The sequence below is a fragment of the Marinobacter sp. UBA2498 genome, from assembly GCF_002341575.1.
Taxonomy (GTDB): Bacteria; Pseudomonadota; Gammaproteobacteria; order Pseudomonadales; family Oleiphilaceae; genus Marinobacter; species Marinobacter manganoxydans.
In genome coordinates, this window is record NZ_DDOI01000029.1 from 47508 (window position 1) to 62036 (window position 14529).

Annotated in this window: 16 protein-coding genes; 13 read left to right on the top strand and 3 right to left on the bottom strand. The window is 59.5% G+C overall.

The window, feature by feature from the left end; genetic code table 11:
- The 7 genes from B2W52_RS02830 to B2W52_RS02860 form a co-directional block, all read left to right on the top strand.
- Nucleotides 1-691, top strand: a 691-nt coding sequence (locus tag B2W52_RS02830) for a response regulator (protein ID WP_286801151.1), incomplete at its 5' end; no start/stop codon positions are given.
- Complete coding sequence (locus B2W52_RS02835) at nt 691-1743, top strand: chemotaxis protein CheB (RefSeq protein ID WP_286801153.1); 1053 nt, start codon at nt 691-693, stop codon at nt 1741-1743. The genes B2W52_RS02830 and B2W52_RS02835, both read left to right, overlap by 1 nt.
- 11 nt (nt 1744-1754) lie before the next feature.
- Nucleotides 1755-2216, top strand: coding sequence for a chemotaxis protein CheW (locus B2W52_RS02840; RefSeq protein WP_008172769.1), 462 nt, complete (start codon nt 1755-1757; stop codon nt 2214-2216).
- 73 nt (nt 2217-2289) lie between these two features.
- Nucleotides 2290-2781 (top strand): Fur family transcriptional regulator, encoded by a 492-nt coding sequence (locus B2W52_RS02845; protein WP_286801154.1) that lies wholly within the window; start codon nt 2290-2292, stop codon nt 2779-2781.
- Nucleotides 2774-3541 (top strand): zinc ABC transporter ATP-binding protein ZnuC, encoded by a 768-nt coding sequence (gene znuC / locus B2W52_RS02850; RefSeq protein ID WP_286801155.1) that lies wholly within the window; start codon nt 2774-2776, stop codon nt 3539-3541. The genes B2W52_RS02845 and znuC overlap by 8 nt, the downstream gene beginning before the upstream one ends.
- Nucleotides 3528-4340 carry a metal ABC transporter permease gene (locus B2W52_RS02855; protein ID WP_092030767.1) on the top strand — a complete coding sequence of 271 codons (813 nt, stop codon included), beginning with the start codon at nt 3528-3530 and terminating at the stop codon, nt 4338-4340. The genes znuC and B2W52_RS02855 overlap by 14 nt, the downstream gene beginning before the upstream one ends.
- Before the next feature lie 91 nt (nt 4341-4431).
- On the top strand, nt 4432-5454 hold the full coding sequence (locus B2W52_RS02860; RefSeq protein ID WP_008172765.1) for a PAS domain-containing protein: 1023 nt from the start codon (nt 4432-4434) through the stop codon (nt 5452-5454).
- Here the strand turns inward: B2W52_RS02860 and B2W52_RS02865 are convergent.
- Both B2W52_RS02865 and B2W52_RS02870 read right to left on the bottom strand, forming a co-directional pair.
- On the bottom strand, nt 5436-5684 hold the full coding sequence (locus B2W52_RS02865) for a CDGSH iron-sulfur domain-containing protein (RefSeq protein ID WP_092030765.1): 249 nt from the start codon (nt 5682-5684) through the stop codon (nt 5436-5438). The two genes, B2W52_RS02860 and B2W52_RS02865, sit on opposite strands and share 19 nt — an antisense overlap.
- Before the next feature lie 63 nt (nt 5685-5747).
- The gene (locus B2W52_RS02870) at nt 5748-6830 is read right to left on the bottom strand and encodes a patatin-like phospholipase family protein (RefSeq protein ID WP_273070362.1); all 1083 of its coding nucleotides are present in this window, start codon (nt 6828-6830) and stop codon (nt 5748-5750) included.
- A gap of 195 nt (nt 6831-7025) precedes the next feature.
- Between B2W52_RS02870 and B2W52_RS02875 the strand changes: the two genes are divergently transcribed.
- A complete protein-coding gene (locus B2W52_RS02875; RefSeq protein ID WP_273070364.1) occupies nt 7026-8093 on the top strand; it encodes a GGDEF domain-containing protein in 1068 nt (355 codons plus the stop codon).
- Between the two features lie 19 nt (nt 8094-8112).
- On the opposite strand, the gene B2W52_RS02880 is transcribed toward B2W52_RS02875, so the two are convergent.
- Nucleotides 8113-9033 carry an alpha/beta fold hydrolase gene (locus B2W52_RS02880; protein WP_273070367.1) on the bottom strand — a complete coding sequence of 307 codons (921 nt, stop codon included), beginning with the start codon at nt 9031-9033 and terminating at the stop codon, nt 8113-8115.
- Between the two features lie 196 nt (nt 9034-9229).
- Here B2W52_RS02880 and folE point away from each other — a divergent pair, with 196 nt between their 5' ends.
- The 5 genes from folE (at nt 9230) to B2W52_RS02905 (ending at nt 14405) form a co-directional block, all read left to right on the top strand.
- The gene (gene folE, locus B2W52_RS02885) at nt 9230-9799 is read left to right on the top strand and encodes a GTP cyclohydrolase I FolE (protein ID WP_008172758.1); all 570 of its coding nucleotides are present in this window, start codon (nt 9230-9232) and stop codon (nt 9797-9799) included.
- Between the two features lie 24 nt (nt 9800-9823).
- Complete coding sequence (gene folX / locus B2W52_RS02890) at nt 9824-10198, top strand: dihydroneopterin triphosphate 2'-epimerase (RefSeq protein WP_008172757.1); 375 nt, start codon at nt 9824-9826, stop codon at nt 10196-10198.
- A 23-nt stretch (nt 10199-10221) separates the two neighbouring features.
- Entirely contained in the window at nt 10222-10659 is a 438-nt protein-coding gene (locus B2W52_RS02895; RefSeq protein WP_008172756.1) for a CoA-binding protein, read from the top strand.
- Between the two features lie 220 nt (nt 10660-10879).
- A complete protein-coding gene (locus tag B2W52_RS02900) occupies nt 10880-12082 on the top strand; it encodes a cyclic di-GMP phosphodiesterase (RefSeq protein ID WP_008172755.1) in 1203 nt (400 codons plus the stop codon).
- Nucleotides 12083-12137: 55 nt separating this feature from the next.
- Entirely contained in the window at nt 12138-14405 is a 2268-nt protein-coding gene (locus B2W52_RS02905) for a bifunctional diguanylate cyclase/phosphodiesterase (RefSeq protein ID WP_008172754.1), read from the top strand.
- Nucleotides 14406-14529 lie beyond the last annotated feature (124 nt).

Sequence of the window (14529 nt, forward strand, 5' to 3'; positions counted from 1 at the left end):
TCTGGGCAGCCTGCTGAACAGCGATCACCATCCGAAGCTGCAGGGGCAGGCCCTGCCGCTGCCGGTGATCCTGGTGCGCGGCGCTGAGCAGCCCATGGCCCTGCAGGTGGACAACCTGATGGGCAGCCGGGAGATCGTTGTTAAATCCCTTGGCCCGCAATTCAGTTCGGTGCGCGGTGTGTCTGGTGCCACCATCCTGGGTGACGGGAACGTGGTGGTGATTCTCGACCTGCCTGCGATGATCCGTTCCGACATCCTGTCCGAGCGCCAGCGCCTGGCCAATCTCGAGAAAGCCCGCGAGTCTGCACGGTACGAGGAGCAGGCTACCGTGGTCATGGTGGTGGACGACTCGGTTACCGTACGGAAGGTTACCTCACGACTGCTGGAGCGCAACGGCATGGAAGTCATCACTGCCAAAGACGGCCTGGACGCGGTCGCACAACTGCAGGATCACAAACCGGACATCATCCTGCTGGATATCGAAATGCCGAGGATGGATGGTTTCGAAGTTGCCAGCTTCGTGCGCCACGACGACAGCCTGCGGGAAATTCCGATCTGCATGATCACCTCACGGACCGGCGAGAAACACCGAGAACGCGCGCTGGCTATTGGTGTGAACGAGTATCTCGGCAAGCCGTTCCAGGAAACCGAGTTGCTTGAGACTATTGAGCGGCTGACCGGACGTCAGTGATGGCCGGCCAGACTGGCCGGCCAAGGGTCGGGATCGTCTCGGATGTGGTTCTGCAGCGACACCGACTGCAGGCCGCGACATCAAAGTTCGGTCTGGAGGTGCGTTTTTCCGGGGATCCCGAGCGTTTGCTGGGCTACCCGGAGTTCCCGGATGCCAGCCTCTGGCTGGTTACCCTCGAAGACGAGGCAGATCACCCATTACTGTTCGATCACCTGCTTGAAAATACCGACGCACCGGTACTGTTCGGATTGGATGAAGCACCCAAGCCGGGAAGTACCGAGTATTTTCGCTGGGAACGACGTTTACTGGGCAAACTTGAGCAGCAACTGGGACACCTGGAAGAGCTGGACTCAGAAGCCACTCTGGCAGAACTGGAGCAGGAAACGCCGGCACCAGCACCATCGCCGGACCTGCCTCACTGGATAACGCCTGCCGTACCCGGTTCGGTCGCCGAGGAAGTCTGGATTCTGGGCGCTTCACTGGGAGGGCCGGCGGCGGTTAAGACATTTCTGGACCACCTGCCGCCGAATCTGCCCGTGGGCTTCATCTACGCCCAGCACATAGATGGGAACTTCACAGAGGTTCTTACGCGGGTACTGGGTCGCCACGCCCATTACCAGCTCAAGCGAGCCGAGGAAGGCTATCGGGTCAAGAATGGTGATGTGGTGCTGATGCCCGTGGAGCACGAATGGAAACTGAACGAGCAGGGAGCCCTGACGGAAACCAGCAATGCCTGGCCGGGGCCCTATGGCCCTTCCATTGATCAGGTCCTGCTCAACGTCGCGGATCATTACGGCCAGCGCTGCCATGCTATTCTTTTTTCCGGCATGGGTAATGATGGCGCTATTGCAGCGCCTTTACTGAAAGCCTACGGTAGCCGGATCTGGGTCCAGGAGAGCACAAGCTGCGGCAACAGCTCTATGCCCGAATCCGTCGCCGCCACCGGTTGCAGCGGTTTCTGTGGCACCCCGGAGCAGCTGGCACGGGAACTGGTAAAAACCATCGAAGAATCCTGCCTGCTCAAGAGCCGGCAGAAACGGGACTCCGCCTGAGGTAACACGCAATGAATGACAACAGCCAATCCCTCTCCTGCGTCATGATTCCCATGAGCGGACGGCAACTGTTGCTGCCCAACGTCTCGATTGCGGAAGTGGTCGACTATGCCAGCGCTGATGCCGGCGCGAACACGCCGGAATGGCTGGTTGGCTACCTTGACTGGCGGGGCCTGCAACTTCCGGTGATTTCATACGACGCGGCCAACGGCGGCGCCCTCACCGTTCCGGGCGATAATCGGGGCCGCATCGTGGTCCTCAACACCATTGGCGATCACCACAAGGAAGTCCCGTTTATGGCACTGGTTACCCAGGGCATTCCCAGCCAGGCCCGTTTGGCGGAAGACCAGGTCAGGAAGCTGGAGGGTGAACCGGGGCCGGCGGATCTGATGCAGGTCGAGGTTGAAGGTGAGCATGCCTGGATTCCGAATCTGGAATTTCTGGAATCCCTGGTTGTAAAGTCCCGACACTGACCCGTGCCACTGCCGGACATGGCAGACAGCCCTGCAAATGTTATAATGTTTCAAATTTTGCAGGATTGCGACCATGTCTGCCCGTGCTATTCCCTACCGGCCTCACAACCACGATGCCTGTGTCAGTCAGGCCCTGACTGACGCCCGGACCATTTGCCAGCGGCGGAATGCCCGACTGACGCCCATCCGGGAACGGGTTCTGGAACTGATCTGGCAGTCCCACAAGCCGCTGGGCGCCTACGACGTGCTGGCGGAACTGTCGTCCGATGGTCATAACGCTGCGCCGCCCACCGTTTACCGCGCACTGGATTTCCTTCAGCAGCATGGGCTGGTGCACCGCATCGCGTCGCTCAACGCCTTTATCGGCTGTACCCACGCGGGTGAAAGCCACACCGGCATGTTTCTGATCTGTCGCGCCTGCGGCAATGTGCTCGAACTGACCGCTCCAGAGGTTTCAACAGAGGTTCGTAAAGCCGCATCCGGCGAAGGCTTCTGGGCCGAGACCACGACGCTTGAAATTGCCGGCCTTTGTCCCCGATGCAAGTCGGAGCCGGGCCATGACTGATCCTCTGGTCACCCTGGAGAACCTCACTGTCCGGTTTGACGAACGCCCCGTGGTTGATCAGGTCAACCTGAAGATTCACCGTGGCGACATCATCACCATCATTGGTCCAAACGGGGCAGGAAAGACGACACTGATCAAGGCCGTACTGGGCATCCAGAAAGTGTCTGAGGGTCAGGTGTCCCTGAAAAAGAACCTGGTGATCGGGTACGTCCCGCAGCATCTGACGCTGGAGGCCACACTGCCCCTGAGCGTTAAACGGTTCATGCTGCTCAGCGGCCGATCCCTCGCGGAATGTGAGTCTGCCCTTGCCCGCACCGGCGTCGGACACCTGCTGCATTCCTCTGTACACCACCTCTCCGGGGGAGAGAAGCAGAGGCTGTTGCTGGCTCGGGCCCTGGCCCGCAAACCGGACCTTCTGGTCCTTGATGAGCCCGCCCAGGGCGTCGACATCAATGGCCAGGCGTCATTGTATGATCTGATACGCCAGTTAAGGGATGACCTGAACTGCGGTGTTATCATGATCTCCCACGACTTGCACCTGGTCATGGCAGCAACCGACAAGGTTATCTGCCTGAATCAGCATGTCTGCTGCAGCGGTTACCCTGCGGACATCTCCCACGACCCGGCTTTCATCGAGACATTCGGTCGCCCCGTGGCAGAGTCCCTCGCGGTCTATCACCATCACCACAACCACAGCCACGATCTGCACGGGGATGTTGTCGAGGGCGAACACACGGAGTGTGACCATGCCCATCATTGACGCGATTCTGGACGATTTCTTCTGGCGCGCCCTGATCGGTGGACTCGGCGTGGCCCTGGTAGCGGGGCCATTGGGCTGTTTCGTGGTCTGGCGACGACTGGCCTATTTTGGCGATACCCTTGCACACTCGGCGCTGCTCGGCATCGCCCTGAGCTTCCTGATCAGCGTGCCGCTGAACCTCGGTGTGATCATCACCTGTGTGGTGCTGGCCATGGCGCTGGTACTCCTGTCACGGACCCGGACTCTGGCAACCGATACCCTGCTGGGCATACTGGCCCACAGCGCCCTGGCCATAGGCCTGGTAACCCTGAGCTTCATGCCGGATGTCCGCGTCGATCTGACCGGCCTTCTGTTCGGGGATCTGCTGGCCATGAGCCGTGAAGACCTGCTGTGGATCTACGGCGGCGCGGCACTGATCATTATCCTACTTGCCGTGCTCTGGCAGGGGTTGCTGATGAGCACGATTCACGAAGAACTCGCCCGGGTGGAGGGTGTTGCCGTAGAGCGGCTTCGCCTGGTTCTGATGCTGATGTTCTCACTGGTCATCGCGGTAGCCATGAAAATCGTCGGCGTGCTGCTGATTACCGCACTGCTGATCATTCCTGCGGCAACCGCCAGGCGCCTGGCCCACAATCCGGAAATCATGGCAGCCATGGCCGTCGGATTCGGGTTTGTCGCGGTGAGCGGCGGTCTGAGTCTGTCCTGGCACCTGGACACACCGGCCGGCCCTTCCGTTGTTGTCACGGCTTTTGCCGTATTCCTGCTGGTCTACGGCGCAGCTGGCAAAGTCCGGACCTGAGCATTTCCCTCTCTTCATGAGCTGGACTAGAGTATAGGAGTAACGTCGGTCTGTTCTGAGGGTACAGACCCAGCCGCAAAGGACGCCCGGCATGGAAAGCTCGACTCCAGCCCGTTTCCGCAGACCGGTCTTATGGCCAGGAATCTGGATTCCCCTGCTTCTGGTCGCCGCCGGCCTGCTGGTAACCGGAATTACTGCAAACATTGAAGCGCGTCGGGCCATGGCGCTTGCCGAAGCGCGATATCACGCCCAGCATCAGGCCCTGGTGAATCATCTGCTGGCCAACGTTCCGGACCAGTCGATGGTGGGCGACCACAACCAACCCGTGTCGGCCTGGCTCCAGGCCCTGTTCAGTGACACCCTGCCGGATTCTCTCGGACTGCGCATCGACACCCTCGAACGACATACCAAGATGCCGCTGTTGGAACTGGGCACCAACGGTTCGGTGGACCCGACACGGGCGCTGCGTACCGAAGTTTCGCCAATGGATCAGAACTGGATACTCACGACCGTGCCGTCTCCAGAGGGACTTGAAGCGGTCGCCCAAGCCTCCCGACGAACCGTCTGGATCGCCGGTGCAGCCCTGTCGGTGTTCGCGGCCGCCCTCACCCTGGTGCTGAACCGACGGCTACACCGGCAAACACTTCACATTCGTGGTCTGGAACAGAGAGAAATTGGTGCTGACCATCAGATCGCCAACTTTCAGGTCGAAAAATCGATACTTCGGCGGGCACTGAACGATAGTGAGCAACGGAGCCGGGATCTGGTGGCCCTGTCCGGTGCGGTCATATGGGAACTGGACGAAAGAGGCAGGATCGGTTTTGTTTCACCGCAAATCGCCGAACTTCTGGACCAGGCACCCGCTGACCTGGTCAACCAGCCCCTGGAGGAACTTGTTGCACCGGCGTCCCGGGACAATTTCCGGCGAGCTCTCGCAGCCGCCCGCAGTGACAGTTCCATTGAACGCGTTGATCTTTCCCTGGTCCATCGTGACCAGGAGACGGAGATTCCAGTAGTACTCAGGGTTCGGGCGCTGAAAGACCCGGTTCACGGCCTCTCGGGCTTCAGGGTGAGTACCCTGCAGCGAATGGCGCTCTACTCGAGCGCTTTGTGACTGCCATCGCAGAGAGGGGCGTTACCGGTTTGCTTGCACCCGCAGAACCACACCCACTCTTTCTTCTCCGCCTCGTATTTGATCGGGGTTATCCCGGTCCCCTTGTGGGAACCGTCACAGAATGGCTGGCTACTACTGCGGCCACAGGCACACCAGAAGTAGTTCTTGCCCGCCTCAACCATCACAGAGAACGGTGTCTTGCTGGCGACCACCGGTTTTTCATCCGACATAACATATCCCCCGATTCGTGACTTTACTGCACCAGTATAGTCACTCTTTCGGAAGCCCTGTGTTCAGAGCGGCCTGATGACATCGGGCAGGCGCCGGGTTTCGGTGAGTTCCATAAACTCATCGCCAAGGCGATCACTCTCGGCAATCGCCGAACGCCAGGCCCGTTCCCGGCCGGCATCGTCACCGGCATAGCGCTCGAAATCCTTCCGGTCCGGGAGCTTGCGGTCAGGCAGGGACTCCAGATAGCTTCTTGATGGCGCAACCAGCAGCACGTCCTGCAACCGGGAGGCGTCGCCCCGCCGCCAGGGCAGGGACTTGTCGAACCAGCCGGGAACCACCTTATCGGTGAAATGCGGGTAGAGCACCACGCCAGGCTGCTGGTAAGGCAGATCCAGGTGGTAGTCCAGCAAACCACCGTCTCGATAGACACCCTCGGGCGCGCCGGGGATATTGCGGACACCGGCCATCACCAGGGGAATGGACGCAGAAGCCAGAAGGGCAGGCAGCAGGTTCTCGCGGGATAACGCCACTTCGTGACTCGGGAAATCCACCAGCTTCGCCAAAGGCGCTTTCAGGCGGGCGTCGTGGATGATGCCCCGCTCCATGAACCTGCCCAGATGACGACGACTGACCATGTTGGCGCTGATCGCGCCCATAAGGCCGAGCCCCAGCCGGCCCCGGGCGTCTTCCGCCAGCATGCCAAGGCTGCGAACGACCACAACGTTCAGTCGGTACCATGGGTGGTTCAGAATGGCGTCTTCCCGCCCACCGAGCAGCTCTTCCAGAAACAGCACGCTCTTGCGGCTCACTTCCTCAGCGCTGACACCCTTGGCAAAGCGTTGTGCGGTATAAAGTTCCGCCAGCCGGGCAAGCTGGGCTTTCGGGTCATCGGAGGAAGCCACGGCGGCAAAACGCCAGCTGCCGATCGACGAGCCGATCAATGATCGCTCCTGGGGAACCCTTGGCAACCAGTCACCGAAAATGGCTTTATCCAGGCCACTTATTCCCAGAGCCTTGGGGCCACCGGCAGCACCCGGAATGACATGCACATCCTCGGGCGACAGCGGCGTTTCCCTGAGGCGCTGCATCGCGCGCCGGCCTGCCCGGATCGTCAGAGCCGGTTCTCGGATGTGAATAGCAGTCATAGGATGGTCCCTGGGCGTGTCCCTGAATCAGTCCCGCGGAGTTTAACGAAGTGGACAAGGCGCGGCCAACTGAACAAAACTAATGGTGGTCATAAACGGCGCTGTCTGCTTCATTAAATGAACGGCCATGCTAGACTTCAAGACTGTCCCGGCACCGGACGCGGGCGGATACGACTCAAACAGCGGGAGTATGCTGTGAATTTTTCGGTACCACCCTCCACCCTTGCCACCAACCCCACACTCGCGGTGCTGGGGTTCAAGCGCCAGTTGGTTTATCACCTGCATTTCTGGGCATTTATCGCCGTAGCGCCCCTGGTTCTGGTGCAATGGCAGCAATCCCATTATCTGCTTTCCGCGGTACTGGTCCTGTTCTGCACGAACGCCCTTCTGGTTATCGCATTCCTGAGGTTCCGGGGCACCTACTTCCTCAAAGGCCGTCTGTTTCCACTGCTCGCCGTGGTCAGTGCCGCCTACTCGACACACATCAATGGCCATGCCGGCCTTTACTGGGCCTACCCGGCTGCCACGGCCCTGTTCTTTTTACTACCGCTCAGGGAGGCGATTGGAAGCAACATTGTTTTCGTTGTTGTTATGGCCGTCGTGTCCTTTTTACGATTTCCCGAGGCCGACTTCTGGCGGATAACCTTTTCGCTGGGTCTCACGTGCCTGTTTGCCATGATTTTCGCCTCGCTGGTGGGCAAGCTTCAGCAGGAACTCACGCGACTGGCAACCACCGATCCCCTGACCGGCTGTCTAAACCGTTCGCAACTGGCTGACATCCTCAACGGTCAGATTCAGATGCGGGAGCGGTATGAGCGGGTCTCCAGCCTGATTCTGCTGGACCTTGACTACTTCAAGACGATCAACGATCAGTGGGGTCATCTGGCCGGCGACAAGGTGCTCACGGAAATGGCACTGCGCCTGAGATCCCGCCTGCGCGAGAGCGATCAGCTGTTCCGGATTGGTGGTGAGGAGTTCATGATCGTTCTGCCGGAAACCCGCCAGAAAGATGCCGATGTGCTGGCAAATCAGCTTCTGACCAGCATCAGCGCACGGCCATTTCTGGAAGATATCAAGGTAACCGCCAGTGCCAGTGTCGCAGAGGTCAGCAAGGGTGAGACCTGGTCAGTCTGGCTGAACCGGGCGGACCAGGCGCTTTACGAAGCAAAATCCCGAGGTCGCAACCAGGTCGTCAACGCGGCCCGGCCGCTACCGGTTGTAGGCCGGGGTGCCGAGGATATGCCCGATTCCGCATCGGGCTGAGGAAAGCCCGCCCCGGGGGTTATCCCTCGCAGCGCTTGCGAAACTCCCGATAGGCACTGAAAACCTCCCAGGGGCACTCCAGATGGGGGTAGTGCCCGATATTCCTGAGGGTGACCACATCACCATCGGGCATCAGTTCCCTGTAGCGTCTGACCATGCCGGCACCCGAGACCGGATCGGCGGTACCCGAAATCAATCGCATCGGCTGCGTTGCCTTCTGCAGCGCGCCAACCCAGCGGTTCCGGTGACAACGACGCTCTTCCATGAACTGGATCAGGTGGTGCAGGATGCCCCGGCCGTTGTTGTAGGTCAGCAGATGCCAGAAGTCCTCCATGTCCTGACGGTCCGGCGGATTCTGGCTGCCGAACAAACGGCGGAAGTTGCGCTCGAAACTGCGTCGGGTCAGGCCCCGGCTGATCAGCCCGCCAAAGGGGCTCCCCAGCAGCTTCTGAATAAGCAGGGGATTGTGGACCTCGGGGAAAAGGGCGCCGTTGAGGAAACAGACACTCGCAATCCGGAATGGCAGCAGGTTCTCTTGCTCTCTCGCCAGAAGCTCCTGGGCAACACTGCACCCGTAGTCATGAACCAGAAGGTGCACGGACGGCAGACCCAGACCCTCAATCCAGCCCTGAAACAGATCCGCCTGGTCTTCAATGCTGTAATCGTAATCGGCGGGTTTATCGGAAAAGCCAAAGCCCAGCATGTCCAGGGCCAGCACGTTGTGCTGCTGAACCAGCATCGGCCAGAGCCGATTCCAGTCCCAGCTGGCAGTGGGAAATCCATGGATCAGCACCAGCGGTTCTCCCGAGCCTGCCATCCGGCTGAAGATGGCATGTCCCTCGAAACTGAACCACTTACCTCCCTGTTGCCACCCTTCTAGGGTGCCTTCCTCGCGCCCCGCGGCGGAAACCCCACCAACGGTCGGCATCACCTCATCCATGCATTGTCCCCGACGAACATTGATAGCCTGAAACTGTAGAACAAACCGGCCGCCACTGCCATAGCCCCACCGTCCATACCACTGGGCGTGGCGGCCAAAGTGGTCTTTTCCGACGATGCCTGCGTAAAGCGTAGAGATGGCGGGCAAATTGCCTTAAGCTTTGGCCCTCGTAAGACACTGCTAACCGGAAAAGACTATGAGTAAACTCCTTGACGACCTCTCAGGGCACTTCCGTGCCATCATCGATGGCCTGGGCGAAGACCCGGATCGCGAGGGTCTGCAAGACACTCCAATGCGTGCGGCCAAGGCCATGCAGTTCCTCACGTGCGGGTACCAGCAGGACCTTGGCGACCTGGTGAACAATGCGGTATTCGAATCGGCCATGGATGAAATGGTCGTGGTTCAGGATATCGAACTCTACAGCATGTGTGAGCATCATATGCTGCCGTTCATCGGCAAGTGCCACATTGCCTACCTGCCCGCCGGCAAGGTACTGGGCCTGTCCAAGTTTGCCCGCATCGTCGACATGTACGCCCGCCGTCTGCAGATTCAGGAAAACCTGACCCGACAGATTGCCGAAGCCGTTGAGAGCGTCACGGGCGCCAAAGGCGTGGCCGTTGTCATCGAAGCCCAGCACATGTGCATGATGATGCGGGGCGTGGAGAAACAGAATTCCCGCATGAAAACCTCGATGATGCTGGGGCAGTTCCGCAAATCCCAGGCGACCCGCACAGAGTTTCTGACGCTGATCAGTAACAATCGCTGAACTATCTGACCCGAGGGAGGGCGCATGACAGACGTCAACGGGAATCACCTGGCAAAAGTCCGCATCAAGGATCTTCTTCTCAGGGCCTACATCGGCATCAAAGAAGAGGAAATCAATAATCAGCAGGACGTGTTGATCAACGTTGCGCTGACTTATGATGCGACGGAAGCCGTAAACCAGAACGAAATCTCCGCCGCCCTCAACTATCGAACCATCACAAAGCAGATCATTCACCATGTGGATGGCAATCGCTTCGCCCTGCTTGAGCGTCTGACCCACGAGGTCCTGACCATTGTCATGGAACACGAGGCGGTCCAGTGGGCCGAGGTGGAAATCGACAAGCCCCACGCGCTACGCTACGCGGAGTCCGTGTCTGTCTGTCTGCAGGCACACCGTTAATCCAGCGAGGTTTCGCCAGCATCATGCCCAGTACCAGCCCGGAACAGTTGCGTGACATCCTGACCACTGTCAGGACCATCGCCCTTGTCGGCGCGAGTGAAAAGACCAGCCGGCCTTCCCATGAGGTCATGGAGTACCTGCAGTCCCAGGGCTACCGAATCCTACCGGTCAATCCCCGCCTGGCAGGTCAGACCGTGCTCGGTGAAACGGTATACGCCGACCTCCGAAGCCTTCCCGAACCGGTGGACATGGTTGACCTGTTCCTGGCGCCGGAGCGCACCGATGCGATTATCGACCAGGCCATCGATCTGAAAATCCCCGTGGTCTGGCTCCAGATTGGCGTCATCAACCATGAAGGGGCGGCGCGAGCGGAAGCCTCGGGGCTGACCGCGGTGATGGACCGTTGCCCCAAGCAGGAAATTCCCCGGCTGGGGATTGCCAGAGTTTCCGGAAACGCCTGATACCCGATCTGCATCAGGAACTGCGTCACACTTCCAGCACTCTTCTGTAACCGGTCTGTCAGGTCTGACATAATCACCGGACATAAAACAGAAGACTGGTAGAGCCATGTGGTTCCGACGTAAATCCAGCAAACAGCACCGACATTCCGTCTCGGCGCCGTCGGCGCTCGCAACTCATTCGGACTCCCCTGTTTCGACTCTCCAGCGGGTGCGCTTACCGGTGGACCTTCTCCAGCCCGGCATGCGCGTCGTGAGCCTGGACCGGCCCTGGACCCAGGTGCCGGTTCTGTTTCAGGGCTTCACCCTGACTGATGACAACCAGGCGCAGATTCTGCGGCAGTACTGTGAGTGGGTTCTGGTGGAGGATGAAGAATCACGCCTGAACCCGGTGCTCGATCAGATCTCGCTACTCAAGCGTCGCACCAGCGAACCGCTGCCGGAAACCTGCTCTCTCCAGCAGGAACTCCCAAGGGCACACGCAACCTGGAGCCGGACCCAGGCCTTTGTGGAAGAAGTCACCCGACAGATTGAAGCCGGCAATGACCTCAACCTCCAGAGCGCCCGCCCCATCATCCGGGAGTGCGTCGACAGCGTGAAAGCCAACGCAAGCGCCATGTTCTGGATGAGCCGGATAAAGTCCCGGGATGCCTACACCGCAGAGCATTGCCTCAGGGTGGCTATATTCTGTGTCGCCTTTGCCCGCTTCCTGGGCATGCCGGACGAAGACCTGGAGACCGTGGGCATGTGCGGTCTGCTGCACGACCTTGGCAAACTCAGGGTTCCCGACGAGATCCTCAATAAACCCGGCCCGTTGACGCCAGAAGAGCACAGCATCATGCGACAGCACACAACGCTGGGTTACGAATTGCTTTGTGCTGATGTCAATCTGGATCCGATTATCAGCGATGTCTCCCGTCACCACCATGAACGCATGGATGGTCGCGGCTATCCTGAACAGCTGGCGGAGTGGCAGATCAGCCGTTTCGCCCGTCTGGTTTCCATCGTCGACGCCTTCGATGCCATTACCAGCGACCGGTGTTACCGGGATGGGCTACCGGCCTCCGAAGCCATTCGCATCCTGTTCCGTAACCGCGGCCAACAGTTCGACGCTTCCATGGTGGAAGCCTTCATACGGATGATTGGCGTGTATCCGCCCGGCAGCCTGGTCGAGCTGTCGACGGGCGAAGTGGCCATCGTCCTGGCGACCCACCCCCGGCGCAAGCTGAAACCAAAGGTGGAGGTGCTGCTCAATGGCGACAAGCAGCCAGTCACCCCGCGTATCATCGACCTGGGAGGCACGGGTTCCGAACCTGACGAGGGTTCTCCGGAAATTGCACGGCCACTGTCCGACGGCGCCTTTGGAGTCTCGCTTCGGAACCGAATCAAGCAACTGATGGCGGTGGCCGGTAGAAATGCTTCATAATTGCGCTGGCGCTGCCGACTGCCCGGTACCACCGTTTAAAGTCACGGAGTAACCTGTGGAACAACCTGTATCACCTCCCAAACCTGTTGTCTCGGGCCTGCTGAGCCCGCTGTTTCCGGTGGTGATCTTTCTGGTTTTCCTGGGTCTGGCAGCCGGCCTGCGCTACGGGCTGGTACAGCAGGACAAACGTCAGATAGAAGCAAACCTGACCAACGAAGCCCGGGCCATGGCCAACCACCTGGAGCGGGAATTTCTGATCCACGCCGAAGCCATCCGGCGCATGGCCAAACGCCTGGAGGCAGACCCTGCCAAAACCAAACAGGAGTGGCGGCGGGATGCCCGCAACTACCTCGACGACTTCGGCGTTTACCAGGCCATTGAGTGGATTGACTCCGATTTCATTATCCGCTGGCTGGAGCCGATTACCGACAACGAAGAGGTCATCGGCTACAACGTCGCCTTCAACGAGGAACGGCGCCAGGCACTGGAACGGGCGAAACAGTCCGGCAGCTGGGATCTTTCCGGTATCATTAATTTGCGCCAGGGCGGCAAGGGCATGGTGATCTATGCACCGGTGGGTGCCGGCCCCGAGAATAATGGCTTTATAGCGGGCGTGTTCAGAATGGAAGTGCTGGCGCGCCAGCTTCTCACCGAGCGGGTTCTGGAATCCTTCCGGGTCGAGATTCGCGAGGCCGGCGAGGTGAGCTATGAACTGAACGTGTCCCAGCCGGTTAGTCGCGACTTTGCCCAGACCCAGGACGTTAATTTGCCGACCCTGGACTGGACATTGACCCTGCGCCCTTCCACTGAATGGGTGGAAAGCCAGTACAGCTATTGGCCGGGGATGACCTTTGCAACCCTTTTGCTGATGGGTCTGCTGACCAGTCTGACCACGCTGCTGGTACAGCTCATTCTCAAGCGCAACCGCGCGCTGCTGAAGACCCGCCGGGAACTGGATCAGGAAATCGCGCAGCGCACCGCCATTCAGAAAGATCTGGCGCGACTGGAATCCACCGACACCCTCACCGGCCTGGCGAACCGTCGGTTCTTCATGGAAGACCTGTCCCACACCCTGAACATTGCCGATCGCCAGATGCGCCAGGTTGCCCTGGTGATGCTGGACCTGGACCGTTTCCAGACCCTCAACGACTCCCTCGGCCACCAGTTCGGGGATGAACTGCTGATCAAGGTGTCCGAGCGGCTGAACCGCCTCAGCAATGAACGCCTGCTGGTGGCCTACTCCGGGGGCGATGAGTTCATGTTCTGCCAGCAACAGGTGGACGACATTGACGACATCATTCACCTGCTGGGCCAGATCAAACAGTGCTTCGACCAGCCCTTCGATGTTCAGGGACAGTCCCACAGCATTACCGCCACAATGGGTGTAGCGGTGTACCCGCAGAGCGGTCTGGATGCGGATACGCTGTTGCGCAATGCCGACATTGCCCTCTACCGGGCCAAGGAACAGGGCCGGAATACCTATCAGTTCTATACCGAGGGCATGCAGCAACGGGAAGTCATGCGTCTTGAACTGGACAAGGATCTGAGCCAGGCCCTGGCCAACAACGAATTCGTGCTCTTCTATCAACCCCAGCTGAACCTGAACACCGGTGAAATCCAGAGCGTCGAGGCGCTGATCCGCTGGCGCCATCCCCGCCGCGGTCTTCTGCCGCCGGTGGAGTTTATCCCGCTGGCGGAAGAGAGCGGTCGGATCACTGATATCGGGCGCTGGGTGGTCATGGCGGCCTGTCGGCAGTTGGCCGCATGGAAAGGCACTCCCCATGAGGGCCTGCGCATTGCGGTCAATCTCTCGGGCCGGGAGCTGGACGACGAGGATCTGGTGGACCACATTCGGGAAGCCCTGGCGGCGGAGAATGTGCCGGCGAATCGCCTGGAGGTCGAGCTCACCGAGGAAATCTTCATCCAGAACATCGAGCACAACCTGAATCAGCTTTCGCGTCTGCACCAGTTGGGTGTTCACCTTGCCATTGATGACTTCGGGGTGGGTTATTCGTCGCTCGGTTACCTTCGGGATTTCCCCGTTGACCTGCTGAAAATCGACCGCTCGTTTATCACGGAAGTCACGGAACGCCATGACGACGCGGTGATTACCCGGGCGGTGATCAACCTGGCTCACAACCTGGGTATTGAGGTGGTGGCCGAGGGTGTGGAAACCGAGGAGCAGCTGAGTTTCCTGAAGAATCATCGATGTAACTTTGCCCAGGGTTATCTGATCAGCCGGCCGATTCCGGTTTCCGACCTTGAGAAGGCCCTGGCTTCCGGTGTTCTGGTGGCGGGCATTACGGCCGATTCCGGATTGTAATTGCCGCGGCCCGTCCCCAAGATACGGGTAAATCCTTCAGGTGAGATTCTATGGCTGCCCAATACCTGACACCGGAACAGGACGATAAGATTCGCCAGTGGGAACGCTGGAACCGGAACTATTT